Source organism: Microbacterium sp. cx-55 (assembly GCF_021117345.1).
In the GTDB taxonomy this organism is placed as follows: domain Bacteria; phylum Actinomycetota; class Actinomycetes; order Actinomycetales; family Microbacteriaceae; genus Microbacterium.
In genome coordinates this window covers 441,190-467,543 of sequence record NZ_CP088261.1, presented here as the reverse complement: position 1 = coordinate 467,543, position 26,354 = coordinate 441,190, and the positions used below count along the sequence as shown (strand labels likewise).

Here is a 26,354-nt window from a genome sequence, read left to right as displayed (position 1 = left end):
TGGTGCCTCAGAGGGTCGGGCCGTCGAGATCGCGAGGATCGAAGGGAGCGTCGAGGGATCGGGTCAACTCATCCAGCATGGCGGCGATCTGCGGTTCCACATACTCCGCGATGGAGGCTTGTATGCGGATGCGGTGATGCAGCAGGATTGCGCACACCTCACGGCCGATCATGTTCGCGTAGTCGTCGGCGAGTCCGACTTCCTGCCGGAGCGCGGCCTTCGCCGCGTCGCTGAGGGGCGGGAGGTCGGGGACGCCCGCATCCGCGTCGGCCGCGAGGCCCGAGATGGTGAAGAGGAACGGCTGGCCCGGGAGCGGTTCGGGATCGAGCGGCAGTCCGTCGAACTCGGGCTCCAGACCCTCCGCAGGCCGGTATGACCGCGACCTGTTGCGAACGGCCTGCTGGTCGAGCTCGGCCTGCAGGAGCGGAAGGTTCCTGGCCGTGTAATCGGCGACGGCATGGTCGACGATGACCTTGATCCTCGTGGAGAGCCCGTGCTGCACGCCGTGCGGCACGTCGGCGCCGACACCGGCGGCCGAGAGGATGGGCGAACCGAGGCACCGACGGCACACGGCCACACGTCCGCGATGGGTCGCGGGCTCCCATCGGGGCAACCAGCGCAGCCAGGCGTCGACTGCCTGGCTGACCTGCGTCTCGAGCGAGCGCTCCACGCTGTCAACGGTAGCGTCATCAGCGGATTTCCCGCGGTCTGCGGGCAGCGAACCGCCGTCCATCGGACGATTACTCCTCGTCGTCGCGCTCCCACGGCCACCGGGGCTGGGTGGCGCGGGTGCGTACGAGCGCGATCGCGCACCACGAGGCGATGGCCGCGGATGCGGCGACGACGAGCCCCGGCCAGCGCAGCAGCAGCTCGATGGCGACGGTCGTTGTCGCGCCGAGCGACCCCGTCGCGAACAGGGCGGCGACCCCACCGACGATGCCGTAGGCGAGGTACGACGCGATCGTCACCCCGATGACGGCCGTGAATCGGGGCCGCGCGAGCCGCACCGCCTGCCACGCCACCAACGCGTAGGCGACGCCGCTCCCGACGACGGCGAGCGGCCCGGGGAGCGGTCCGAGGCCCGGAACCGCGATGACATCCGCATCCGCGTTCAGGCTTCCGATGCCGAGCCCTGCGATCACGAGCGCCAGAAACCCGACGCCCGTCAAAACGAGAGCGAGGGGCCAGGCCACCGGCCCGGACCCCTCGCCCTGTACAGTCATGCGCTACGCGCGGACGAGCTGCGGGCCCGCTTCGAGTGTGCGCTCGTATTCGCGCTGCGCCTGCTCGTTGAGCTCGGTGATGCGCCCCGCGCGCTTCGCCGCCCAGGCGCCGAACCAGATCGTGAGTTCCCGGCCGAGCACGAACGCGAGGATCGCGAGCGGCGAGAACAGCTGACCCTCGAGAAGCTCGCGGCCCTGGCGGGCGGTGAGATCCCAGAAGGGAGCGGCGAAGAGCACGCCGAGCAGGTATCCGCCGTATGACGCGACGCCCACGAGCAGACCCCAGATGACCCAGTGCGCCCAGCGCGCCCGGTTGAGCACCGCACCGAGCAGCCAGAACGCGAGGTAGAAGACGATGACCGGAACCCAGAACACGGCGTTCGAGATGATCTCGAGCGCGTCGGTCGCGGCCGAAGCCGGGTCGACCGCGCCGGTCAGGAAGCCGTATCCGAAGATGATGGCGAACGACAGGACGGCGAACGCGAGCGCAGCGAGCAGGCCGATGGCACCCACGGCGCCGCGGTTGCCCAGCGGACGAGGAGCCTCGGGCGCCTGCACGAAGATCGGCTGCGGTGCGGCGTACGCGGTCTCGGCGACCGGCACGCGCTCGGTGGGTCGTTCCTCGACCGCGGCAGTGCGGTCGGCGGCGCGGGACGAGTCGGATGCGTACGCGGCCCCCGCCGGTGCGGGCTCGGGGTCCATCGGTACGGATTCCGGACGGTCGTACCAGGGCACGTCGTCGTTCGAGCTCGACGCGGTGTCGCGAACGGGCGAGGACACCTCTTCGGCCACGACGGTCTCGGTCACGGGCGTTCCGTCGCCGGTGCGCTCGGTGACGACCGTCTCGCGAGCGGCGATCACCTCATCTTCACGGGCGAGGTCGTCACGAGCCAGGGCTTCGCGCTCGGCGGCATCTCGCTTCGCGGCTTCCGCCTCGGCGAGTCCTTCGTTGGCGCGGCCCACGACATCGTCGACCGAGCCGGGCTCGTCGACGGGTTCTCCTGCCGACGGCGTCTTCTGGTCACTCATCGCTCTCCGCTCCTCACGCGGGGCACACGCCCGCTTTCGAGAGGTTAACTCGCCGATCCGCCGACGCCGCGGAGGCGCGCAGGCGCGCCACGCATCGCACGCGCTACCGTGTGGGCATGGTCCGCATCCGCACCGCCGTCGCAGGCTCCGTCGCCGTGTTCGCGATGATCCTCCTCACCGCGTGCGCGCCCGATCCGAGCCCGACGTCTCCGCGCACTCCTCCGCCGAGTGCGACCGCATCCGCCGCTCCCGCGGCGACGCCGACACCCACCGCCACGCCGGTCGCCGTCCCGACCGACTGCCGCGCGCTCGTGTCGGAGCCCGTGCTCGCCCAATTCGGTGATCTGCCCCTGAACGACCCCGCGTACGGGTCGGACGTCGGCACGCAGGCCGACGGCTCGCTCGTCTGCCTCTGGGGTCGCCCCGACACCGACACCGGGCGGCTGTCGACCACGATCTCGCGGATGGCGCGGGGCCCAGCCCTCGATCTGCTGAACGGCCTCGCCGACAGCGAGGGGTACACCTGCTACACCCCGGACGGCGGCACCCGCTGCGAGAAGACCTGGATCGACGAGGAGTACCCCGTCACCGACGGTCGCACCCTCTTCTGGCGTGACGACATCCTGATCGACACGAGCTACCGCAACCTCGCCCCCAGCGGGTACACCGACTCCGTCATCGCCGCCGTCTTCGGCTGACCCGCCGCGGGTGCCCGCTCACTCACGCTCGCTCCCGCTCGCTCCTCCGCTCGCTCGCTCGCTCACGCACGCACGCCCCGCACGCCCGCACGCCCGCACGCACGCCCCGCACGCTCGCACTCACGCACGCTCACGTGACGCAATCCGTCGCGCGACCCAGCCGATTCCGCCACCTGAGCGCCTCCCGCTCGACCTCACGTGTCGCAATCCGCATCCACAGCCGGCAGATCGCGACACGTGAGCGTCACAGCGCGCGCAGGCACGGGCACGGGCTCGGGCTCGGGCACGGGCTCGGGCACGGGCACTCACGCGGCTGCGCGAGTGCTGACGCCCACAGGCTCGCTCACGTGGCGCAATCCGTCGCGAGACGCGGTCGATTGCGACACTTGAGCACCTCACACTTGAGTTCACGTGGCGCAATCCGCATCCACAGCCGGCAGATCGCGACACGTGAGCGCCTCAGGCGCGCGGGGACGGGTGCCCACGCTCACAGGGACGGACGCGGGCGCGGCCGCGCGAGCGCTGACGCCCACATGCGTGCTCAAGTGACGCAACCCGCATCCGTACGCGACAGATTGCGACACGTGAGCTCCTCGCGCGCGGGCGCGGCCGCGCGAACGCTGACGCCCACATGCGTGCTCAAGTGACGCAACCCGTCGCGTGACGCGGTCGATTGCGACACGTGAGCACCTCACACCCGCGCTCACGTGGCGCAATGTGCATGCGCGGCCGACCGATTGCGACACGTGAGCGGACGGAACGAGCTCCGAGAGACTCGGCGCCTGCACGTGCGAACGAAGCGGTGCACGCGGATGCGGGTACTGGCATCGGGACTGGCGGGAGGCGGGCAAGGGCCGCCGGGGGCATGCGCCCGCGTCCGCGTGCATCGCTCAGCGCGACCACACACCGCCGCGTGCTTCGCTCAGCGCGACCAGACACCGCCGCGTGTGCATCGCGCAGCGCGAGTAGACACCGCCGCGTGCTCACCACGCAGCGTGACCACACGAACACGCACCACCCACCAGCACCTGGCGCTGCGGCAGAAGACCGGGGGGGGTCAGTCGGGCCAGACCTGACGCACCATCCGGTCGGTGTAGCGCGAGGGATGCCAGCCCGAGAAGGTCGAGGCGATCCAGACGCCGTCACGGATGGTCTGCTCCTCCACGCCGTCCGCCGCGTCGTGCTCGCAGCGCACCCCGTCGCCGAAGGCGGCGCAGGCGAACCCCCCGGCCTCGAGCGTGGCACGCGCGATGTCGGCGGCGTCCGGCGCGACGTCCGACACGGTCGTCGCGATCCGGCCGGTGTTGGTGCCGGTGAACGTGCAGGACACGCGCACCTGCGGCGCGAGCGCGGTGGTGAGCGACGCGATCGATGCCGCAGGCGGCGACGCGTCCTGCACCGGGTCTCCGCCGGCGCGCTGGGTGAGCTCCGACCAGAGCGCCTCGCTGTAGAGCGCGTGGCATTCGGGGGTCGACGTGGTCACCGCGTCGGGTGTGCGGGTCGGGGTCGGCGCGGGCTTGGGGGCAGAACCCCGGAGCGTGTCGCCCACGAGCTGCGTAGCCATCGGGATCGCCGGTTCCGCCAACACCACGAGCGTGACGACAACGCCCGCGCACACGAGACCGACGAACCAGGCCAAGGCGCTGTTGCGTCCGCCGATGCGTGCCATTTTCCCCTCCCCGGACAACGGTAAGGGCGAGCGGGCGGGCGACCCCGCAGCGGCGCGCGGGGACTCGCGCGCAACGCCGCAGGGGCCCCGAGCGTGATGCTCGAGGCCCCTGCGGGAAGGCTTCAGCCGCACGAGCGAACTCGTGCGGCTTTCGCCTCGCTTAGTTGTAGGTACCGGGCGTGAAGTCGTCCGTCGAGAAGCTGTCGAAGTCGACGTAGCTCAGGTCGGAATCGCTGTACGCACCGTCGGACGCGAAGATGCGGTTGGGGTACCGCTCGCTCTTGGCTTCCTCCGTCGCCTCGACCGTGACGTTGCGGTACTTCGCAAGTCCGGTTCCGGCCGGGATCAGCTTTCCGATGATGACGTTCTCCTTGAGGCCCACCAGCGGGTCGCTCTTGCCCTCCATGGCCGCCTGCGTCAGGACGCGGGTGGTCTCCTGGAACGACGCGGCCGACAGCCACGACTCGGTCGCGAGCGACGCCTTGGTGATACCCATCAGCTCCGGGCGGCCGGATGCGGGGCGGTTGCCCTCGCCGACCGTCTGGCGGTTGATGTCGATGAAGCGACGCGAGTCGACCATCTCACCGGGCAGCAGCTTCGTGTCGCCGTGGTCGACCACGGTGACCTTCCGCAGCATCTGACGCACGATGACCTCGATGTGCTTGTCGTGGATCGGCACACCCTGCGACCGGTACACGCCCTGCACACCGCCGACGAGGTACTTCTGCACCTCGCGGGCGCCCATGACGCGCATGATCTCCTTCGGGTCGAGCGTGCCGACCTGGAGGGCCTGACCGACCTCGACGCGCTGGCCGTCCTCGACGAGGAGGGTGGCGCGCTTGAGGACCGGGTAGACATGCGGCTCGTCACCGTTGTCGGGCGTGAGGATGACCTTCTTCTGCTTGTCGGTCTCCTCGATCGTGATGCGACCGTCGGCCTCGGCGATCGGGGACGCACCCTTGGGGGTACGCGCCTCGAACAGCTCCTGGACACGCGGCAGACCCTGCGTGATGTCCTCGGCCGACGCGGATCCACCGGTGTGGAAGGTACGCATCGTCAGCTGGGTTCCGGGCTCACCGATCGACTGGGCCGCGATGATGCCGACGGCCTCGCCGATGTCGACGACCTTGCCGGTTGCGAGCGAACGGCCGTAGCACTTCGCGCACACACCGACAGCGGAGTCGCAGGTGAGGACCGAGCGCACCTTGATGGAGGTGACACCGGCCTCGACGAGCTTGTTGATGAGCACATCACCCACGTCGTCGCCGGACTGGGCGAGAACCGTGCCGGACTCGTCCACGACATCCGAAGACAGCGTGCGGGCGAACACCGAGTTCTCGACGTTCGCGTCCTTGACGAGAACGCCGTCGGCGCCGGCCGCAGCGATCGGAAGCTCGAGACCCTTCGAGGTCGCGCAGTCCTCTTCGCGGATGATGACATCCTGCGAGACGTCGACGAGTCGACGCGTGAGGTAACCCGAGTCAGCCGTACGGAGGGCCGTGTCGGCCAGACCCTTACGGGCACCGTGCGTCGCGATGAAGTACTCCGCCACCGACAGACCCTCGCGGTACGAGGAGATGATCGGGCGGGCGATGATCTCACCCTTCGGGTTGTTCACGAGGCCTCGCATACCGGCGATGTTCCGGATCTGCAGCCAGTTACCACGGGCGCCCGAGGACACCATGCGGTTGATCGTGTTGTCTTCCGGGAAGTTCGCACGCATCGCGACCTGAACCTCGTCGGTCGCCGCCGTCCAGATCTTGATGAGCTCCTGGCGACGCTCGGCGTCGGTCGTGAGGCCCTTCTCGTACTGGGACTGGACCTTCGCGGCCTGCTTCTCGTAGCCCGCGATGATCTGCGCCTTGTTCGGCGGGGTGAGCACGTCGCTCAGCGCCACGGTGACACCCGAACGGGTGGCCCAGTGGAAGCCGGCGTCCTTGATCCGGTCGAGCGATGCAGCGACCTCGACCTTCGGGTACTCCTCGGCGAGCTTGTTGACGATCTGCGACAGCTTGCCCTTGTCTGCCTGCTCGCGAACGAACGGGTAGCCCTTCGGGAGGGTGTCGTTGAAGATCGCCTGACCGAGCGATGCGTCGACCAGACCGTGACGCTCGTAGCCCTCGGGCGCTTCGCCCTCGAGGAACGTCAGACCGGGAACGCGGATGCGGACCTTGGCCTGCAGGTCGAGGGTGCCCTCGTCCTTGGCCAGGATGGCCTCGCCGACCGAACCGAACACGCGACCCTCGCCAGCGGCGCCCACCTTGACCGTGGTCAGGTGGTGGAGGCCGATGATCATGTCCTGCGAGGGCAGGGTGACCGGGCGTCCGTCGGACGGCTTCAGGATGTTGTTCGAGGCGAGCATCAGGATGCGTGCCTCGGCCTGGGCCTCGACCGACAGCGGCAGGTGGACGGCCATCTGGTCACCGTCGAAGTCCGCGTTGAACGCGGCGCAGACGAGCGGGTGCAGCTGGATCGCCTTGCCCTCGACGAGCTGAGGCTCGAAGGCCTGGATGCCGAGACGGTGCAGCGTGGGCGCACGGTTGAGGAGCACCGGACGTTCGCGGATGATCTCCTCGAGCACGTCCCAGACCTCGGGACGAGTGCGCTCCACGGCGCGCTTGGCGGCCTTGATGTTCTGCGAGTGACCGAGATCGATCAGACGCTTGATCACGAACGGCTTGAAGAGCTCGAGGGCCATCTGCTTGGGCAGACCGCACTGGTGCAGCTTCAGCTGGGGTCCGACGATGATCACCGAACGGCCCGAGTAGTCCACGCGCTTGCCGAGCAGGTTCTGACGGAACCGGCCCTGCTTACCCTTCAGCATGTCGCTCAGGGACTTCAGCGCGCGGTTACCCGTGCCCGTGACCGGACGACCGCGGCGGCCGTTGTCGAACAGTGCGTCGACGGCCTCCTGCAGCATCCGCTTCTCGTTGTTGACGATGATCTCGGGGGCACCGAGGTCGATCAGGCGACGGAGGCGGTTGTTGCGGTTGATCACGCGACGGTAGAGGTCGTTCAGGTCGGAGGTCGCGAAGCGGCCACCGTCCAGCTGCACCATCGGGCGCAGCTCCGGCGGGATCACCGGAACGACGTCGAGCACCATCGAGGCCGGGCTCATGCCCGTGGTCAGGAAGGAGTTGACGACCTTGAGACGCTTGATCGCGCGGATCTTGCGCTGGCCCTTGCCCTCCGAGATCTGCAAGTGCAGGCTCTCGGACTCGGCGGCCAGGTCGAACGCCTCGAGGCGACGCTTGATCGACTCCGCACCCATGTGGGCCTCGAAGTACTGACCGAAGCGGTCGACGAGCTCGTTGAAGACGTCGTCCTCGGGCTTGAGAGCGCCGACCTCGAGAGAACGGAAGTCCTCCCAGACGCGCTCCAGCTTGCCGATCTGCTCGTCGGCGTTCTTGCGGATGCCGGCCATGTCCTTATCGGCGGCGTCCTTGACCTTCTTCTTCTGGTCGGCCTTGGCGCCTTCTGCCTCGAGGGCAGCGAGCTCCTCCTCCAGCTTGGCCATGCGCGCAGCCACACGGGCGTCGCGGCGGTCGCCGAGGTTCTTGAGCTCCAGACGCAGGTTGTTCTCGTGCGTGGGGAGGTCGCGGTGACGCGCCTCCTCATCCACGGAGATCACCATGTAGGCGGCGAAGTAGATGACCTTCTCGAGGTCCTTCGGTGCCATGTCCAGGAGGTAGCCGAGACGCGAGGGCACGCCCTTGAAGTACCAGATGTGCGTGACGGGCGCGGCGAGCTCGATGTGGCCCATGCGCTCGCGACGAACGGAGGACTTGGTGACCTCCACGCCGCAGCGCTCGCAGACGATGCCCTTGAAGCGGACCCGCTTGTACTTTCCGCAGGCGCACTCCCAGTCACGGCTGGGTCCGAAGATCTGCTCTCCGAAGAGACCGTCCTTCTCCGGCTTCAGCGTGCGGTAGTTGATTGTTTCGGGCTTCTTGACCTCACCGAATGACCAACGACGGATGTCGTCGGCTGTCGCCAGGCCGATGCGAAGCTGATCGAAAGTGGTTGATTCGAGCACTAGTTCTCCTGTGTCGGATTCTGTTCGTCGCCTGGCCGGATCAGATCTCGTCGATCGACGAGGACTCGAAGCGGCTCGAAATGTTGATGCCCAGCTCTTCCGCTGCACGGAAGGCGTCGTCATCGGTGTCGCGGAGGTTGACCGGCGTGCCGTCAGCCGAGAGGACCTCGACGTTCAGGCAGAGCGACTGCATCTCCTTCATGAGCACCTTGAAGGACTCGGGGATGCCGGGCTCCTGGATGTTCTCGCCCTTGACGATCGCCTCGTACACCTTGACGCGGCCGAGGATGTCGTCGGACTTGATCGTGAGGAGCTCCTGCAGGGCGTACGCGGCACCGTATGCCTCGAGCGCCCACACCTCCATCTCACCGAATCGCTGTCCACCGAACTGCGCCTTACCACCCAGCGGCTGCTGCGTGATCATGGAGTAGGGGCCGGTGGAACGCGCGTGGATCTTGTCGTCCACGAGGTGGTGCAGCTTCAGGATGTACATGTAGCCGACCGAGATGGGCGCCGGGAAGGGCTCGCCCGAGCGACCGTCGAACAGCTTGGTCTTACCCGTGCGGTCGATGAGTCGGTCACCGTCGCGGGTCGGGAGCGTCGAGTCGAGCAGACCCGCGATCTCGTCCTCGAACGCACCGTCGAACACCGGGGTGGCGACCTTGGTGCCGGCGGGGGCTTCCCACGCGGCCTTCGGGAGGCTGGCGGCCCACTCGGGGGTGCCCTCGACCTTCCAGCCCTGCTGAGCGATCCAACCGAGGTGGAGTTCCAGCACCTGACCGAAGTTCATTCGACCGGGGATACCGAGCGGGTTCAGGATGACATCGACCGGCGTGCCGTCGGCGAGGAACGGCATGTCCTCGACCGGCAGGATCTTCGCGATGACGCCCTTGTTGCCGTGACGACCGGCGAGCTTGTCACCCTCGGTGATCTTGCGCTTCTGGGCGATGTAGACGACGACCCGACGGTTGACGCCCGAGCCGAGCTCGTCGTCGCCGTCTTCGGCGTTGAACTCCTTCACCGCGATGATCGTGCCCTGCTCGCCGTGAGGCACCTTCAGGGACGTGTCGCGTACCTCGCGGCTCTTCTCGTTGAAGATCGCGCGGAGCAGGCGCTCCTCGGCGGAGAGCTCGGTCTCACCCTTGGGCGTGACCTTGCCGACCAGGATGTCGCCGGGGCGAACCTCGGCACCGATGCGGATGATGCCGCGCTCGTCGAGGTCCTTCAGCAGGTCCGGGCTCACGTTCGGCAGGTCGCGAGTGATCTCTTCCTTGCCGAGCTTGGTGTCGCGAGAGTCGACCTCGTACTCCTCGATGTGAATCGAGGAGAGGGTGTCGTCCTTCACGAGCTCCTGGCTCAGGATGATCGCGTCCTCGAAGTTGTGACCCTCCCAGGTCATGAACGCCACGAGGAGGTTCTTGCCGAGCGCGAGCTCGCCGTTCTCCGTCGCGGGGCCGTCGGCGATGATCTCGCCGGCCTCGATGCGCTCACCCGCGGAAACGACCACGCGCTGGTTGTACGACGTGCCCTGGTTCGAGCGGTCGAACTTGCGCAGGAAGTAGTCCTGCGTGCCGCCCTCGTCGAGCTGGATGGTGACGACATCGGCCGACACCTCGGCGACGACACCGGGCTTCTGCGCGGTGACGACGTCGCCGGCGTCGATCGCGGCGTAGCCCTCCATACCGGTACCGACCACGGGCGACTCGCTGCGCACGAGCGGCACAGCCTGACGCTGCATGTTCGCACCCATGAGGGCGCGGTTCGCATCGTCGTGCTCGAGGAACGGAATGAGCGAGGTCGCCACCGACACCATCTGGCGCGGGGAGACGTCCATGTAGCCGATCTCATCGACCGGGAACAGGTCGACCTCGCCACCCTGACCACGACGGGCCAGCACGCGGTCCTGCGTGAAGTGACCCTCGGCGTCGAGCGCGGCACCGGCCTGAGCGACGATGTAGTCGTTCTCTTCGCTGGCGGTGAGGTAGTCGATGTCGACCGTGACCTGACCGTCGACGACGCGGCGGTACGGGGTCTCGATGAAACCGAACGAGTTGATCCGCGCGAACGAGGCGAGCGAACCGATCAGGCCGATGTTCGGGCCTTCCGGGGTCTCGATCGGGCACATGCGGCCGTAGTGCGAGGGGTGCACGTCGCGCACCTCGACACCGGCGCGCTCACGCGACAGACCACCCGGTCCGAGCGCCGACAGGCGGCGCTTGTGGGTCAGACCCGCGAGCGGGTTGTTCTGGTCCATGAACTGCGAGAGCTGCGAGGTTCCGAAGAACTCCTTGATCGCGGCGACGACGGGGCGCACGTTGATCAGGGTCTGCGGGGTGATCGCTTCGATGTCCTGCGTGGTCATGCGCTCGCGAACGACGCGCTCCATCCGGGACAGACCCGTGCGGACCTGGTTCTGGATGAGCTCGCCGACGGCGCGGATGCGGCGGTTGCCGAAGTTGTCGATGTCGTCGATGTCGATGCGGATCTCGGCCTGCTTGCCGCCGCGGATGCCCTCGAACGTGGCGTCGCCGCGGTGGAGGCGAACCAGGTACTTGATCGTCGCGACGATGTCTTCGACGGTGAGCACCGAGTCGGACAGCGGCTTGTCGAGACCGAGCTTCTGGTTGATCTTGTAGCGACCGACCTTCGCGAGGTCGTAACGCTTGGACGAGAAGTAGAAGTTGTCGAGCAGCGCGCGGGCGGCCTCGGCAGCGACCTGCTCGCCCGGACGGAGCTTGCGGTAGATGTCGCGGAGGGCGTCTTCCTTGGTGAGGATCGTGTCCTTCTCCAGCGTCTCCTCGATCGAGGCGAAGCCGGCGAACTCGGTCGTGATGTCTTCGCTGGTGAGGCCGAGGGCCTTCAGGAAGACGGTGACCGACTGCTTGCGCTTGCGGTCGATGCGGACACCGACCTGATCGCGCTTGTCGATCTCGAACTCGAGCCATGCACCACGGCTCGGGATGACGCGGGCGGACACGATGTCCTTGTCGCTCGTCTTGTCGGCGACGCGGTCGAAGTACACACCGGGCGAACGCACGAGCTGCGACACGACGACACGCTCGGTGCCGTTGATGATGAAGGTGCCCTTGCCGGTCTGGAGCGGGAAGTCGCCCATGAAGACCGTCTGCGTCTTGATCTCACCGGTCTGGTGGTTCATGAACTCGGCCTCGACGTAGAGCGGGGCGGCGTACGTCTTGCCGCGCTCCTTGCACTCCTCGATGGAGTACTTCTCGGGCTCGAGATACGGGTTCGTGAAGCTCAGCTGCATCGTCTCGCTGAGATCTTCGATCGGGGAGATCTCCTCGAAGATCTCCTCCAGACCGCTCGTGCCGGGCACGTCGGTCCGGCCCACGGCCTCGGCCTCCGCGACGCGCTGCTTCCAGGCGTCATTGCCGACGAGCCAGTCGAATGACTCGGTCTGCAGCGCGAGAAGGTCGGGGACCTCGAGCGTGTCGGAGATCTTGGCGAACGAGAGGCGGGATGCTCCGCGTCCGTTCTTGGGGGTCTTGGTGGTGGGGGTGCTTGCGTGGGGCGCGGCAGCCAAGGGATAACCTCCATGGCCCGTATAGGGCCTGTGATCCTCGTGTCAGATGGAGTGCTCGAATCGATCCCCACGCGTTCGCACCTCACGCCGCAATCTGCGGGGGCACGTACGCACAGCCGACCACCATATGAAGACAGGGGGAATCGGAGCGCAACTACCAACTATAGGTCGGGGATGTCACGATGTCCAGTCGGATTCTTGACGAGTTTCGCGACCTGCGGTATACGCGCGCCGCGGGGGTGTGAGCGGTGCGGTTCGGCGGGGGTTACGGTGAAGCCATGGCCCGGGCCCGACGCGAAGATGTCCCTCGTCCCGAGGCGCGCCTCTCGGACGGCACGATCGCCCGCATTGTCCCCTCGGGGTTCACGAGCGGGTACGAGCTTGAGGTCGCCGGCACCCCGCAGTCGCACGTCGATCTCGACGACCCCACCCACCTGCACTTCGAATACGTCGGGCGGATGGGCGCGGTGATCGACCAGCTCCGGATGCCGCGCCAACCCCTGACCGCCGTCCACCTCGGCGGTGGCGCCCTGACGATCCCCCGCTACATCGAGCACACTCGCCCGGGGTCCCGCCAACAGGTGATCGAGCTCGAGCCCACACTGGTCGAGCTGGTGCGCGCCGAGCTACCGCTCCCCCGCGGCGCGGCCATCCGTATCCGGATCGGTGACGCCCGCGAGGGTCTCGGCCGTCTTCCCGCGGCGCTCGTCGGCAACGTGGATCTGCTGGTGGCGGACGTGTTCGCCGGCGCGCAGACCCCGGCGCACCTGACGACCGTCGAGTTCTACCGCGCCGCGGCCGCCCTCCTCGCCCCCGACGGCGTGCTGCTGGTGAACGTCGCCGACGGTTCGGGCCTTGCGTTCGCGCGCCGGCAGGTCGCGACCGTGCGCGCCGTGCTGCCGGAGATCGCGCTGCTGGCCGAGGTGCAGACGCTGAAGGGCCGGCGCTTCGGCAACCTCGTGCTCGCCGCATCCGCCGCCCCGCTCCCCACCGAGTGGCTGCCGCGACTGATGGCCGCCGGTCCCCACCCGGCGAAGGTCGCGCACGGCGAGGAGCTCGAGGACTTCGCCCGCGGCGCGAGTCCCGCGACGGATGCCGATGCCACCCCGTCGCCGATGCCCGCCTCCTCCGTCTTCGAGCGCTGACGTCGCCCCCCTGACGTCCCCACTCCTGACGTCGCCGACCCACCCCTCTGTCGCCGAGCCACCCCTCAGCGAGCGGGGTCAAAGGGGGTGGGTCGGAGACAAGGGGGTGGGTCGGAGACAAGGGGGTGGGTCGGAGACAAGGGGGTGGGTCGGCGGAGGGGTCGTCGGCGTGGGAGGCGGGGAGGGCGCGGGGCATCCCGCACACTGGAAGAACCGATCGCGGAGGGAGAGTCGTGAGCTACATCAGGGGTTACCACCCGGACACGTTGCGCGAGATCGTCGACGAGCGCGAATGCCGGGAGCGGCTGGCCGAGATCGGCCCGCAGCGCAGTCTTCCGGCGCTCCTCGAGCGCGTGTGGCTGCTCAAGGTGACCGGCGACTTCGACGAGGCTCTGCAGATCTCCGACCAGTCCGTACGGACGGCACGGATGGCGGGCACCCGCAAGGACCTGCTGCGCGCCCGCATCCTGCACGCCACGATCCAGCAGGAACGCGGCCAGCTCGCCGCGGCCGAGCAGGAGCTGACGGCCTGCGCCGCAGAGGCCGAGGGGCACGGCTGGGCCGGTATCGCCGCGTTCGCCAGCCATCACCGCGGCATGGTGCGCCTGGACGACGACGACCTGGACGGCGCGCGCGCCGACTTCAAGCGCGAGCTGTTCTTCCGCCAGCAGGCCGGCGCGCCCGAGGAACAGCTCGAATCGACCCTGCTCGCGATCGACGCCGTCGACCGACGCCGGGTGGCGGCATCCGTCGCCAGTTGAGTGTCGGACCCCGGATCTAGTTTCGGATCATGTCGGATCTGCAGCGCATCCGCGTCTGGGCTGATGCCCTGATCGCCCTCCACCTCGACGATTCGTGGAGCTTCGGTTTCGACAACGCGAAGCGCCGTGCCGGGCTGTGCGATTTCAGTCGGAAGCGCATCAGCGTCTCGCGGTATCTCTCCGCACGCTACGACGACGACACGAACCATCAGACCCTGCTGCACGAGGTCGCGCACGCGGTCGCGGGCGCCGAGGCCGGGCACGGTCCGCGGTGGAAGCGGGTCGCGAAAGAGCTCGGCTACATCGGCGGCACGACGCACGCCGGCGAGACGGCGGTGGAACTGGCTCCGTGGGTGGGGGTGTGCCCGGCCGGTCATGTCGCGTACCGACACCGGCGCGCGACACGGGAGACGTCCTGCGCGATCTGCGCCCCGCGGTTCGACCCGCGCCACGCGTTCACGTGGACCCGGCGCGAGATCACCCGCGCGGAGCGCGTCGCCGCACTCACTCCGCGCTGATGCGCAGCGGCAGGCGCACAGCCTCAGACCGAGACGAAGATCCCGTCGCGGAGGACGGGCACCACGTGCGTCGCGTCGACCTGGGCCGCCGCGAGCGCGTCGTCGCGACGCCCGGCTTCGATCAGCACCTGACCGGATCCGCTGGCCGTGAGCAGGTGCCTCACGGCGGCGCGCAGACCACGGAACGCCTCGCACGCGGCCGCCGCCTCGGGAGACGTGTGGTCGATGCCCAGCGCACCGAGCGCGTCGATGATGGCGCCGGCGCCCAGCTGATCTTCGACGGCGAACCGAGTCGCCGCGCCGGCGCGCTCGCCCACGGCGATCACCGCGATCGAGGTACGCGCGCCGCGCCGCTGCTGTTCGGCGAGCGCCTCCTTCGCGACCGCGGCCGCGTTGCGGAGCGAGCCGAGGAGCACGTGCGCGCCGGATGCGGCCGCGGCGGCCGCGACGGATGCCGCTTCCTCCCCCGCGGCGAGACCGGTGGCCAGGAGGATGCCGTCGCCGGCGGCGACCGCATCCGTCACCTGCGAGGAGAAGGTAAGCACATCCACGACCACCACGACGTCCGACGGGGCGAGCCGGGCGAGGCCGTCGACGCCCCATTCGACGCGGATCTGATAGCGGGACTGGTCGAACGCGGTGGGCATCGGACCAGCGTAGAACGGACGATCCGGGTGCCGCCCGCGCATGACGCTCTGCGACGCGGCGGGCAAGCCCCCGGGGTCTCCGCCGGTGGCGGTGCGACACTGGTGGCGTGCGCATCCTGCTGAAGTTCACGATCGACTGCGATCCGGATGCGGCCTGGCGCGCGCTCCACTCCCCCCGAGCGGTCGCGGAGCTCTACGGTCCGTTCGTCGACATGCAGCCGATGGCGCCGCTGCCGACCATCTGGCAGCCGGGCGACGATGCGGCCGTGGGGCTGTTCCTCGGCGGGCTCCTGCCGCTCGGAGCGCAGCTGATCTCGGTGAGCGACCGCGTCGTCACCGAGCAGCACGGTGACGTGCGAATCTTCCGTGACAGCGGCACGCCGCTGTCGGGTCCGCTCGCCTCGCTCGATGTCTGGGACCACCAGATGGCCATCTCCCCCGCGCCCGGCGAACCCGGCAGGACCCTCTGGCGTGATCGACTCGTGATCGGCGGCCGCGTCGCACCGCTCCTCTGGCCCGGGCTTTGGGCGGCCTGGCAGTGGCGAGGTGCCCGCATCCGCGCCCTCGCCCCCACCTGGGCGCACGACGGGGATGCCCCGGCGTAGCCCCGTTACCCCTCCGCGAGGGCGGCGACCGGGGTCACCCGCGTCGCGAGGCGCGTCGGGACGACGGCGGCGATGAGCGTCAGTACTGCCGTCGCCGCGACGATGACCAGCACGGGGATCAGCGGCACGGCCGGGAGCACGAACGTGGGGCCGCTGTACTGGTCGGGATCTCCGGGAACCGTGCCGAGCAGCGACTGGGCGCCGGCCCAGCCGTAGACGACGCCGAGCACGAGGCCCGTGAGCGTCGCGGTGACGGTGATGTGCGCGGCCTCGAGAAGCACCATCCGGCGCACCTGCGCGTTCGAGACACCGAGGGCGCGGAGCAGTCCGAGCTCCCGGCGGCGCTGCACGACGCCGATGGTGAGCAGGTTCACGAGTCCTACGCCGGCGATGACCGCACTGACGGCCACGAGCCCCATCATGATCGCGGAGAAGCCGTCGAGGATCGTGACCATGTCGGCGGGCAGGGCGCCGTCGGCGGACCGCTCGAGGAGCGCTTTCGTCGACTCGATCGCGACGGCGAACATCGTCACGAGGGTGACGCCCATGACGACGCCGATCGCCATCCGACTGGATCGCTCGGGATAGCGCAACGCGTTCTCCGCCGCGAGCCGCGCCGTCGCCGAGTCGCCGAACAATCGGCCGACCAGGCGGAGCACGGGCGGCATCATGAGCGTCGACCCGAGGATGAGGCCCGTGAACGACAGCAGCCCGCCGCCGAAGGCGATCACGACGCCGAGCGGTGACAGGAGTCCCGCCAGGATGCCGAGCGCCAGGAGCGCGACGCCGACGATCAGCAGCGCCAGCGCGACGACGTTCCGGCCGCGCCGACCGCCGACGGCTTCGTGGGTGCGCTCGACCGATCCGGCGAGCGCTTGCAGCGGCGTGACCGTCAGCACCCGGCGCGAACCCGCCCACGCGGCAGCCCACGTCGTGAGAGCGACGACGAACGCCGGGGCCAGCAGCTCGACCCGCAGCAGCGGGAAAGAGAGGTCCGGCAGCCCGAGCGCGCGCTCGGCAAGAGCGACACCGACCGCCGCGACGCCGATCCCGACGAGAAGCCCGAGAACCGCCCCGACCACACCGACGAGGAGTCCCTGTCGGGCGATCTCGGCGCGCTGGGACCGCGCCGACGCACCGATCAGCCGCAGCAACGCGATCCGGCGCGTGCGCCCGGCCACGACCGTCGCGAACGTGTTCGCCGTCACGATCGAGGCGACGTACACCGCCACCCCGACCAGCAGAACCGACAGGATCGCGAGCACGACGGCGAGCATCTCGCTGTCGCCGATGTAGGAGTTGGCGCGCAGCATCGCCGAGATGAACCCCGTCGCCGACAGCAGCACCACCCCGAATGCGGTCGAGATGGTCGCGACGAGCACGCTCGCCCCCATCCCGCGCTCGCGCATCCAGGCGACGGATGTGGTGGCCCGCGGCATCCGTCGTTCCCCGCCGCGATCGGTCGGGGCGAGAACACCGGCGCTCACGCCGACGCCTCCGCACCGAGCTCGGCGGCGAGCATAAAGGCCGAGATCTCCTCGGCCGTCTGCCCGCGCTGGTCGGCGACCACGCGGCCGTCGGCCAGGTGCAGCACGCGGTCGGCGTGGCTCGCGGCGATCGGATCGTGCGTGACCATCGCGATCGTCTGGCCGTGGTCGCGACTGGCGGCGCGAAGGAGCCCCAGCACCTCGCGCCCGGTGCGCGAGTCGAGGTTGCCGGTCGGTTCATCGGCGAACACCAGATCGGGCGCGGTGGCGAGGGCGCGAGCGATCGCGACGCGCTGCTGCTGTCCGCCGCTGAGCTGGTGCGGCCGGTGCCGCACCCGGCCCGTGAGCCCCAGACTCTCGATGAGGCCATCGATCCGCGACCGCTCGAGCGCCGTCGGGCGGCGTCCGTCGAGGTCGAAGGGCAGCATGATGTTGCCGAGGGCGTCGAGCGTCGGCACGAGGTTGAACGACTGGAACACGAACCCGATCCGCCGTCGCCGGAGGATCGTCAGATCGAGGTCGGAGAGCCCGGTGATCTCGGTGTCACCGATCCACACGCTGCCCCGGGTGGGGGCGTCGAGGCCCGCCATGATGTGCATGAGCGTGGACTTGCCCGATCCGGACGGGCCCATGATCGCGGTGAAATCACCGCGGCGGATGCCGACACCGACATCGTCGAGCGCGCGCACGGCGCCGTCGCCGGTGCCGTAGGTCTTCGTGAGTCGTTGGACGCGGGCCGCGAGCCCGAGTTCGCTGGAAGGAATGTGCATACCCCGACGCTAGAAATCGGGGCCTGCCCGCCGCGTCAGCCCGAGGTCGCGGCCGGTCTACATCCGGAGGATGACATCCGAACCGGATGCTGCTCAGGCCAGACCGTGCTCGAATGCGAAGACGACGAGCTGCACCCGGTCGCGCAGCGACAGCTTCGCGAGGATCCGACTGATGTGCGTCTTCACCGTCGCCTCGGAGAGGAACTCGCGGCCCGCGATCTCGGCGTTCGAGAGCCCTCTCGCGGCGAGCGCGAAGATCTCCCGCTCGCGCTCGGTGAGGGTGAGGAAGGTCGACGGAACCGGGGCGGGTGCCGCATCCGCGAATCGCGCGAAGAGATCGCGGGTCGCGGCGGCGGCGATCACGGCGGATCCCGCGTGCACGGTGCGGATCGCCGCCAGCAGGAACTCGGGGTCCGCGTCCTTCAGGAGGAACCCGCTCGCGCCCTGACGGATGGCGCGGGCGGCGGCCTCGTCGAGATCGAAGGTCGTGAGCATCACGATCCGCGGCGGATCCGGGTCTTGCAGCAGTTCGGCGGTCGCGGCGAGACCGTCGAGCACCGGCATCCGGATGTCCATCAGCACGACGTCGGGCCGCGTCGCGCGGACGACCGCGATCGCCTCGCGGCCGTCCGCGGCTTCGCCGACGACCTCGAGGTCGCTCTGCGAATCGACCAGCATCCGGATGCCCGCCCGGAAGAGACCCTGGTCGTCGACGAGCACCACGCGGATGGTGTTCTTCATGAGCGCTCTCCGATCGGAAGGGTGGCCGTGACGACGAACTGATCGTCGTCGGGTCCGACCCGAAGCGACCCGCCCACGAGCTGCGCACGCTCGCGCATGCCGATGATGCCGTGGCCGGGGCCGCGCTCGACCGCGTCGATGTCGAGCCCCGCACGGGCGGCGCTGCGCGGGGGCAGCGGATTGCGCACGGCGAGGTCGCAACGGTCGCCGTGCCAGGCGAGGTGCACGCGGACAGGCCCCGCACCCCCGTGCCGGAGCGCGTTGGTCAGGGCCTCCTGCAGGATGCGGAAGACCGCGAGCTGCACGGATGCCGGAACATCGTCCGGCGGCAGCGGCGCGACCTCGATCCGCAGATCTACGCCCGCCGCCCGCACCTGCGCGAAGAGATCGTCGAGGTCGGTGATCCCGGGTTGCGGCCCGTCGCCCTGGCTGTGCCGCAGCTGGGTGAGCAGCATCCGCACGTCGGCGAGGGCAGCGCGTGCCGTCGTGGAGATCGTGGAGAGCGCCGCGGTCGCCACCGACGGGTCGGCCGCTGCGGCGTACCGCGCGCCGTCGGCCTGCGCGATGACGACCGCGAGGGAATGCGCGACGACGTCGTGCATGTCGCGGGCGATCCGCACCCGCTCCTGCTCCGCGGCCGCCTCGCCCTGCGCGCGGTCGCGGGCGATCCGGTTCTGCGCCGCGCGGGCGGCGGTCCGCACGAGCGCGCCCGCGGTCCACGACAGTAGGAGGGCGAAGCCCGCGGCGAGCATCACCAACAGAACGATCGGGAGGTTGCCGACCGCGATAGTGCTTCCAGCGAAGGCGGGGATCACCACGACCAGGTAGAGCGCGATCGCCGCCGCACCGACGAAGGATGACGCGAAGCCCAGCCAGAACACGAGCCGCGATCCGTAGGCGGCCGTCACGTACAGCACCCCGAACACGGCGAGGTTCGCGGCCGTCGGCGTCATCCCGAGCGCCATCTGCGCGATCGCGGTGACCCACGCGACCGCGAGAGACAACGCCGGCGACTTCCGTCGCACCGCGAGCGCCGCCGCCATCCCGAGGGCGACGAAGAACTCCTGGAGCGGGGAATCGGCACCGCCGGACGCGAAGAGGCCGCCGAACAGCACGATGAAGACAAGAGCGCCGCCGACGTCGACGACGAGCTGCCAGGTCTTCAGTGGACGGAACACTCCTCCACGCTACGGCGCGGCGCCCGCCGCAGCATCCGTCTGCCGATGTATCCCGCCACGCCCGTTCCCGAGCGCGGCCTTCCCGCTCCCGCCCGCGGATACACGGGAGCATTAACCACCCCGTCACAGGGCGAAACGGCCGAGAAATGTCGATCCCGAAAGATGACCCCACGGGGACGGACCCGTCGCCGTAGCCGGCGACCCCCGTGAACGATATGGTTCCGCACACCCGGTTCACCCACTTGGAGGCGACGATGACGACGGTCCGCGCAGCGATCACGCAGACGACTTGGACAGGCGACAAGGCGTCGATGCTCGACAAGCACGAGGGGTTCGCGAGGGAGGCTGCGGCGCAGGGCGCCCAGGTGATCTCCTTCCAGGAGCTCTTCTACGGCCCCTACTTCGGCATCACGCAGGACAAGAAGTACTACGGCTACGCGGAGCCCGTGGACGGCCCCATCGTGCAGCGCTTCGCCGCTCTCGCGAAGGAACTCGGTCTCGTGATGGTGCTCCCGATCTACGAGGAGCAGCAGACCGGCGTCTACTACAACACCGCCGTCATGGTGGATGCGGACGGCTCCGTGCTCGGCTCGTACCGCAAGCACCACATCCCCCACCTCGACCGGTTCTGGGAGAAGTTCTACTTCCGTCCGGGAAACCTCGGCTACCCCGTCTTCGACACCGCCGTCGGCAAGGTCGGGCTCTACATCTGCTACGACCGGCACTTCCCGGAGGGATGGCGCGCCCTCGGCCTGAACGGCGCGCACATGGTGTTCAACCCCAACGCGACCAAGCCCGGTCTGAGCAACCGCCTGTGGGAGGTCGAAGGACCCGCCGCCGCCGTCGCGAACGGCTACTTCGTGCTGCAGCCGAACCGCGTCGGGCGCGAAGACAACGAGTACGGCGACCTCGCCGTCGACTTCTACGGCACCAGCCAGGTGATCGACCCGCGCGGCAACTTCGTCGGCGAGCGCGGATCCTCCGAGCACGAAGAGATCCTCATCCGGGATCTCGACATGCACCTCGTGCAGGAGATGCGCGACGACTGGCAGTTCTTCCGCGACCGGCGGCCGGACTCCTACGGCCCGATCTCGGCACCATAAGGCGACCCGTCATGGCAACGACACTCATCACCGGCGGCACCGTCGTCAACGCGACCGGCACGGGCGAGGCGGATGTGCTGATCGACGGCGAGACCATTGTCGCGGTTCTCGCTCCCGGGTCGACCCTGCTCGGGCACGACCTCACCGCATCCGTCGACACGGTCGTCGATGCGACCGGCAAGTACGTGATCCCCGGCGGCATCGACGCGCACACCCACATGGAGATGCCGTTCGGGGGAACGCAGGCCTCGGACACCTTCGAGACCGGCACCCGCGCGGCGGCGATCGGCGGAACCACCTCGATCGTCGACTTCGTCGTGCAGTACCCGGAAGAGAACATCCTCGAGCAGTACTACGCCTGGCAGGAGAAGGCCGCCGGCAACTGCGCGATCGACTACGGCTTCCACCAGATCCTGTCGGACGTGCAGGAGTCCTCGCTGACCGCGATGGACGAACTGATCGCCGAGGGCGTGACGAGCTTCAAGCTCTTCATGGCCTACAGGGGCGTGTTCCTCTCCGACGACGGCCAGATCCTGCGCGCGTTCCAGAAGGGCGCCGACAACGGCGCGATGATGATGATGCACGCCGAGAACGGCGCGATGATCGACGTCCTCGTGCAGCAGGCACGGGATGCAGGGCACACGTCGCCGTACTTCCACGGCACCACCCGCCCGTGGCAGGCCGAGGAAGAAGCCACCCACCGCGCGATCATGATCGCCGACCTGACCGGCGCACCGCTCTATGTGGTGCACGTGAGCGCCAAGCAGGCGGTCGAACAGATCGCCGCCGCCCGCGACCGCGGCCTGAACGTGTTCGGGGAGACCTGCCCGCAGTACCTCTACCTCAGCCTCGAAGACCAGCTCGGCGCGTCGAGCGAGGAGTGGGGCGATTTCGAGGGCGCGAAGTGGGTGTGCTCGACGCCGCTCCGGTCGAAGCACGAGGGCCACCAGCACCACATGTGGCAGAGCCTGCGCACGAACGACATCCAGATGGTCTCCACCGACCACTGCCCGTTCTGCATGAAGGGCCAGAAAGACATGGGGATCGGCGACTTCTCGAAGATCCCCAACGGCATCGGGTCGGTCGAGCACCGGATGGACCTCATGTACCAGGGCGTCGTCACCGGCCAGATCACCCTGCCGCGATGGGTCGAGCTCACCAGCACGACGCCGGCGCGGATGTTCGGCATGTACGGGAAGAAGGGCGTCATCCAGCCCGGCGCCGACGGCGACGTCGTCGTCTACGACCCGAACGGCCACACCTCGATCGGCATCGGCCCCGGCAAGTCGCACCACATGAACATGGACTACTCCGCGTGGGACGGCTTCGAGATCGACGGCCACGTGGACACCGTCCTCTCGCGCGGCAAGGTCGTGGTCGACAGCGGCGCGTACCTCGGTCGCGCGGGCGACGGCCGCTACATCCCGCGCGGCCTCAGCCAGTACCTCATCTGAGGCGAGCTCCCCCAGGTCTGCCACCCATGTCCCACTTTTTGCCGCTTTGCCGCTGTCAGAACGGCAAATTGTGGGACATGGACAGCAAATAGTGGGACATCGACCGGGGCACCCAGACAGACAGCAGTAAGAAGGGGGAACGACATGGACTTCGGCGTCGTCCTGCAGACCAACCCGCCCGCATCCCGCACGGTGCAGCTCGCACAGCTCGCCGAGGCCCACGGCTTCAGCCACGTGTGGACGTTCGACTCGCACCTGCTGTGGCAGGAGCCGTACGTCGTGCACTCCGCCATCCTGAACGCGACGAGGCGGGTGACCGTCGGGCCGTTCGTGACGAACCCGGCGACGCGCGACTGGACCGTGACCGCATCCGTCTTCGCCACACTGAACGAGATGTACGGCAACCGGACGATCTGCGGCATCGGTCGCGGCGACTCGGCCGTGCGGGTGACGAACGGCAAGCCGACGACCCTCCGGGAGCTGCGCGAGTCGATCCACGTCATCCGCGAACTGGGCAACTCCCGCGCGGTCGAGTACAACGGCGCCACGCTGCAGTTCCCGTGGAGCCGGGGATCGGAACTCGACGTGTGGGTCGCCGCGTACGGTCCGCTCGCCCTGAAGCTGACCGGCGAGGTCGGCGACGGTTTCATCCTGCAGCTGGCCGACGTCGACATCGCCGCCTGGATGATCAAGGTCGTCAAGGATGCGGCCGCCGCCGCCGGCCGCGACCCGGAGTCGATCGCTTTCTGCGTCGCCGCCCCGATGTACATCGGCGACGACATCGACCACATGCGCGACCAGTGCCGCTGGTTCGGGGGGATGGTCGGCAACCACGTCGCCGACATCGTCTCGAAGTACGGCACCGAGGGCGATGTTCCCGCAGCGCTCACCGACTACATCGCGGGCCGCGAGGGCTACGACTACAACTCGCACGGAAAGTCCGGCAACGACCACGTCGACTTCGTGCCCGACGAGATCATCGACCGGTTCTGCATCCTGGGCACCGCCGAAGAGCACATCGCCAAGCTCGAACAGCTTCGCGCGATCGGCGTGACCCAGTTCGCCGGCTACCTCCAGCACGACAACAAGGAGGAGACGATGCGGGTCTACGGCGAAACCGTCATCCCCGCGCTCTCCGAGCACATCACCGCCAAGCGATGACGACGAAACCGCAGTTCGGCGACGAGACGGTGGTTCCGGACCAACGTCTCGAGGCCCCACTGCCGTCTCGCGGGCGGAAGAAGAGCGCGAGCGGCGGACGGATGCTGCGCGCCGGGGCCTACGGCCTCGCGGGCGTCGTGGCGGTCGCGGTGCTGTGGGAGCTGTACAAGTTCCTCGGCCCCGCGGACGGCGTCGTGATCGGGGAGCTGCGTGTGCTGCCGCGGACGACGGACCTCGCGATGCCGCACATCTGGGAGATGGCGACCCGCCTGCTCGAACCGGTGACCTCCTCACCGACCGCGCGTCCGCTCTGGCTCGAGGTGCTGCTCGCCGCCCTCGTCACCCTCGGGATCGCCGCGGTCGGCTGGATCGTCGGCGTCATCGTCGGGTTCGCGTTCGCGCTCCTCATGCAGCGCTGGCGGATCGCGGAGTGGGCGATCCTCCCCTGGATCGTGCTCAGCCAGACCGTACCGCTCATCGCTTTCGCCCCCATCGTGAAGAGCTGGGGCTCGCGGATCGAGATCGGCTCGTTCGAGTGGGAGGACTGGATGAGCGTCGCGCTGATCGCGAGCTATCTGGCGTTCTTCCCGGTCGCGGTCGGCGCGCTGCGGGGGCTCCAGTCCCCCGACCGCATCCACACCGAACTGCTGCACACGTACGCCGCGAGTTCGTGGCAGACGCTCCTGCACCTGCGCCTCCCGGCCGCCGTCCCGTACCTCATCCCCGCGCTCCGGCTCGGTGCGGCGGGCGCCGTCGTCGGCGCCGTCGTCGCCGAGGTATCCACCGGCCTTCAGGGCGGCATCGGCCGCATCCTGATCCAGTACGCCGGGCAGGCATCGGGCGATCCGGCGAAGCCCTGGGGCCCGATCTTCGGCGCCATCGCGCTCGGGCTCGTATCCGCCGCGTTCGTGGCTCTGCTCGGCGCCGTACTCAAGAATTACCGACGCGGGGAGGACAACGCGTGAGCATCGACCGCAGCACCACGGCCCCACCGGCCGTCCATATCTCGGGCGTCGACAAGACGTTCGCGACACGAACCGGGCCCGTCCAGGCCCTGCAGGGCATCGACCTGGACGTCGCCCCGGGCGAATTCGTCTCGCTGATCGGACCGTCCGGATGCGGCAAGTCGACGCTCATGCGACTGATCGCCGACCTCGACCAGGCCACCGCCGGCACGATCTCGGTGTTCGGCAAGCCGCCGGCGCGCGCCCGCCTCGACCAGGACTACGGCATCGCGTTCCAGCAGGCGGGGCTGCTGCCCTGGCGGACCGTCGCGGGCAACGTGTCGCTGCCGCTGGAGTTGCACGGCGTGAAGGGGCGCGGCGCACGGGTGGCGGACCTCCTCGCGATGGTCGGGCTCGCCGACGTCGCCGACCGCTATCCCGACCAGCTGTCGGGCGGAATGCAGCAGCGCGTCGCGATCGCTCGCGCGCTCGCGGAGAGCCCCAAGCTGCTGCTGATGGACGAACCGTTCGGCGCACTCGATGAGATGACCCGGGAGCGGATGCAGACCGAGCTCGTGCGCATCTGCGGCGAGACCGGGGCGGCCGTGGTGTTCGTCACGCACTCCATCCCCGAGGCCGTGTTCCTCTCCGACCGGGTGGTCGTGATGTCTCCGCGCCCCGGCCGGATCCAGGAGATCGTTCCGATGCAGCTGGAGGGCGCGACGCGCACCGAGGCGCTCCGCGAGGACGAGACGTTCTTCGCGATGGTGACGGCCGTTCGCGAAGCGCTGCACCAGGGCGCACCCGCGCCGCGGGGCGTGGAGAACCGATGATGTCGTCGGCCGCGATCAGCGGCGAGCGCACCTGGCTGCGGGTGGTCGCGCCCGTAGCCGTCGGCGTGTTCGCACTGGTGCTGTGGCAGGTGCTCGTGAGCCTCGGCGGGGTCGACGACTATCTGCTGCCCGGTCCCGCCGAGATCGTCGAGGAATTCCTCGCGTTCGCGCCCGCGATCGGCGCCGCCGCGCTCACGACGGGAACGAACGCGCTCGTGGGCCTGATCGTGGGAGCGCTGCTCGGCATCGCCCTTGCGGCACTTGCGGCGCGCTGGCGCATCCTCGACCTGATGACCGCGCCGGTCGTCGCCGGGCTCGCCGTCATCCCGATCGTCGCCCTCGCACCGGTGCTGAACTCGATGTTCGGTGCCGACAGCCAGGTCGGCCGCCAGACGATCGCCGCCCTCGCCTCATTCGTTCCCGTGTTCGTGAACACGCTGCGCGGCTTCCGGCAGGTGCTGCCCGTGCACCGCGATCTGATGCGGGCGTACGCGGCGGGGTCCGGGCAGGTGCTGCGCGCGGTCACGCTCCCGACCGCTCTCCCGTTCGTGTTCACCGGCATCCGCCTCGCCTCCTCGCTCGCCGTGATCTCCGCCCTCGTTGCCGAGTACTTCGGCGGACCCCGCGGCGGGCTCGGCGCCATGATCTCGACCTCGGCGGCCACGAGCGCCTACGCGCGCGCCTGGGCGTACGTGTTCGCCGCGATCCTGCTCGGACTGCTCTTCTACGTCGTCACCCTGCTGCTGGAGCGCGCCGCCGTCCGGCGCCGACACTGACGGCACCCACCCTCGTCCCTGCGCCACCCGGG

Annotated in this window: 22 protein-coding genes; 11 read left to right on the top strand and 11 right to left on the bottom strand. The window is 69.1% G+C overall.

The window, feature by feature from the left end:
- Window positions 1–7: 7 nt before the first annotated feature.
- From LQ938_RS02170 to LQ938_RS02160, 3 genes are all read right to left on the bottom strand, one after another.
- Window positions 8–670, bottom strand: coding sequence for a spermidine/putrescine ABC transporter substrate-binding protein (locus tag LQ938_RS02170; protein ID WP_223722428.1), 663 nt, complete (start codon window positions 668–670; stop codon window positions 8–10).
- Between the two features lie 70 nt (window positions 671–740).
- Window positions 741–1,193, bottom strand: coding sequence for a hypothetical protein (locus LQ938_RS02165; protein WP_223722427.1), 453 nt, complete (start codon window positions 1,191–1,193; stop codon window positions 741–743).
- Window positions 1,194–1,226: 33 nt separating this feature from the next.
- Window positions 1,227–2,252 carry an ABC transporter gene (locus LQ938_RS02160; RefSeq protein WP_223722426.1) on the bottom strand — a complete coding sequence of 342 codons (1,026 nt, stop codon included), beginning with the start codon at window positions 2,250–2,252 and terminating at the stop codon, window positions 1,227–1,229.
- A gap of 116 nt (window positions 2,253–2,368) precedes the next feature.
- Here LQ938_RS02160 and LQ938_RS02155 point away from each other — a divergent pair, with 116 nt between their 5' ends.
- Entirely contained in the window at window positions 2,369–2,950 is a 582-nt protein-coding gene (locus LQ938_RS02155; RefSeq protein WP_223722425.1) for a hypothetical protein, read from the top strand.
- Between the two features lie 1,057 nt (window positions 2,951–4,007).
- On the opposite strand, the gene LQ938_RS02150 is transcribed toward LQ938_RS02155, so the two are convergent.
- The 3 genes from LQ938_RS02150 to rpoB form a co-directional block, all read right to left on the bottom strand.
- A complete protein-coding gene (locus LQ938_RS02150; RefSeq protein ID WP_223722424.1) occupies window positions 4,008–4,619 on the bottom strand; it encodes a hypothetical protein in 612 nt (203 codons plus the stop codon).
- 160 nt (window positions 4,620–4,779) lie between these two features.
- A complete protein-coding gene (gene rpoC / locus LQ938_RS02145) occupies window positions 4,780–8,655 on the bottom strand; it encodes a DNA-directed RNA polymerase subunit beta' (protein ID WP_223722423.1) in 3,876 nt (1,291 codons plus the stop codon).
- Between the two features lie 40 nt (window positions 8,656–8,695).
- On the bottom strand, window positions 8,696–12,199 hold the full coding sequence (gene rpoB / locus LQ938_RS02140) for a DNA-directed RNA polymerase subunit beta (protein WP_223722422.1): 3,504 nt from the start codon (window positions 12,197–12,199) through the stop codon (window positions 8,696–8,698).
- 278 nt (window positions 12,200–12,477) lie between these two features.
- Here rpoB and LQ938_RS02135 point away from each other — a divergent pair, with 278 nt between their 5' ends.
- The 3 genes from LQ938_RS02135 (at window position 12,478) to LQ938_RS02125 (ending at window position 14,623) form a co-directional block, all read left to right on the top strand.
- Window positions 12,478–13,344 carry a spermidine synthase gene (locus LQ938_RS02135; RefSeq protein WP_223722421.1) on the top strand — a complete coding sequence of 289 codons (867 nt, stop codon included), beginning with the start codon at window positions 12,478–12,480 and terminating at the stop codon, window positions 13,342–13,344.
- A 233-nt stretch (window positions 13,345–13,577) separates the two neighbouring features.
- On the top strand, window positions 13,578–14,105 hold the full coding sequence (locus LQ938_RS02130) for a hypothetical protein (RefSeq protein ID WP_223722420.1): 528 nt from the start codon (window positions 13,578–13,580) through the stop codon (window positions 14,103–14,105).
- A gap of 29 nt (window positions 14,106–14,134) precedes the next feature.
- Window positions 14,135–14,623, top strand: coding sequence for a SprT-like domain-containing protein (locus LQ938_RS02125; RefSeq protein WP_223722419.1), 489 nt, complete (start codon window positions 14,135–14,137; stop codon window positions 14,621–14,623).
- A 23-nt stretch (window positions 14,624–14,646) separates the two neighbouring features.
- Here LQ938_RS02125 and LQ938_RS02120 read toward each other — a convergent pair whose 3' ends face one another.
- Window positions 14,647–15,270 (bottom strand): 2-phosphosulfolactate phosphatase, encoded by a 624-nt coding sequence (locus LQ938_RS02120; protein ID WP_223722418.1) that lies wholly within the window; start codon window positions 15,268–15,270, stop codon window positions 14,647–14,649.
- Between the two features lie 107 nt (window positions 15,271–15,377).
- Between LQ938_RS02120 and LQ938_RS02115 the strand changes: the two genes are divergently transcribed.
- Entirely contained in the window at window positions 15,378–15,875 is a 498-nt protein-coding gene (locus LQ938_RS02115) for a hypothetical protein (RefSeq protein WP_223722417.1), read from the top strand.
- 5 nt (window positions 15,876–15,880) lie between these two features.
- On the opposite strand, the gene LQ938_RS02110 is transcribed toward LQ938_RS02115, so the two are convergent.
- From LQ938_RS02110 to LQ938_RS02095, 4 genes are all read right to left on the bottom strand, one after another.
- Window positions 15,881–17,314, bottom strand: a complete 1,434-nt coding sequence (locus tag LQ938_RS02110; RefSeq protein WP_223722549.1) for an ABC transporter permease — start codon at window positions 17,312–17,314, stop codon at window positions 15,881–15,883.
- Between the two features lie 44 nt (window positions 17,315–17,358).
- On the bottom strand, window positions 17,359–18,132 hold the full coding sequence (locus LQ938_RS02105) for an ABC transporter ATP-binding protein (RefSeq protein ID WP_223722416.1): 774 nt from the start codon (window positions 18,130–18,132) through the stop codon (window positions 17,359–17,361).
- A gap of 93 nt (window positions 18,133–18,225) precedes the next feature.
- Window positions 18,226–18,873, bottom strand: coding sequence for a response regulator transcription factor (locus LQ938_RS02100; RefSeq protein WP_223722415.1), 648 nt, complete (start codon window positions 18,871–18,873; stop codon window positions 18,226–18,228).
- The gene (locus tag LQ938_RS02095; protein ID WP_223722414.1) at window positions 18,870–20,051 is read right to left on the bottom strand and encodes a sensor histidine kinase; all 1,182 of its coding nucleotides are present in this window, start codon (window positions 20,049–20,051) and stop codon (window positions 18,870–18,872) included. The genes LQ938_RS02100 and LQ938_RS02095 overlap by 4 nt, the downstream gene beginning before the upstream one ends.
- A gap of 254 nt (window positions 20,052–20,305) precedes the next feature.
- Between LQ938_RS02095 and LQ938_RS02090 the strand changes: the two genes are divergently transcribed.
- From LQ938_RS02090 to LQ938_RS02065, 6 genes are all read left to right on the top strand, one after another.
- The gene (locus LQ938_RS02090; protein WP_223722413.1) at window positions 20,306–21,154 is read left to right on the top strand and encodes a nitrilase-related carbon-nitrogen hydrolase; all 849 of its coding nucleotides are present in this window, start codon (window positions 20,306–20,308) and stop codon (window positions 21,152–21,154) included.
- An 11-nt stretch (window positions 21,155–21,165) separates the two neighbouring features.
- Window positions 21,166–22,608 (top strand): dihydropyrimidinase, encoded by a 1,443-nt coding sequence (gene hydA / locus LQ938_RS02085; RefSeq protein WP_223722412.1) that lies wholly within the window; start codon window positions 21,166–21,168, stop codon window positions 22,606–22,608.
- 144 nt (window positions 22,609–22,752) lie between these two features.
- On the top strand, window positions 22,753–23,769 hold the full coding sequence (locus LQ938_RS02080) for a TIGR03842 family LLM class F420-dependent oxidoreductase (protein ID WP_223722411.1): 1,017 nt from the start codon (window positions 22,753–22,755) through the stop codon (window positions 23,767–23,769).
- On the top strand, window positions 23,766–24,734 hold the full coding sequence (locus LQ938_RS02075; RefSeq protein ID WP_374197474.1) for an ABC transporter permease: 969 nt from the start codon (window positions 23,766–23,768) through the stop codon (window positions 24,732–24,734). The genes LQ938_RS02080 and LQ938_RS02075 overlap by 4 nt, the downstream gene beginning before the upstream one ends.
- Window positions 24,731–25,546 (top strand): ABC transporter ATP-binding protein, encoded by an 816-nt coding sequence (locus LQ938_RS02070; protein WP_223722410.1) that lies wholly within the window; start codon window positions 24,731–24,733, stop codon window positions 25,544–25,546. The genes LQ938_RS02075 and LQ938_RS02070 overlap by 4 nt, the downstream gene beginning before the upstream one ends.
- The gene (locus LQ938_RS02065; RefSeq protein ID WP_331275720.1) at window positions 25,543–26,322 is read left to right on the top strand and encodes an ABC transporter permease; all 780 of its coding nucleotides are present in this window, start codon (window positions 25,543–25,545) and stop codon (window positions 26,320–26,322) included. Before LQ938_RS02070 ends, LQ938_RS02065 begins: the two co-directional genes overlap by 4 nt.
- Window positions 26,323–26,354: the final 32 nt, after the last annotated feature.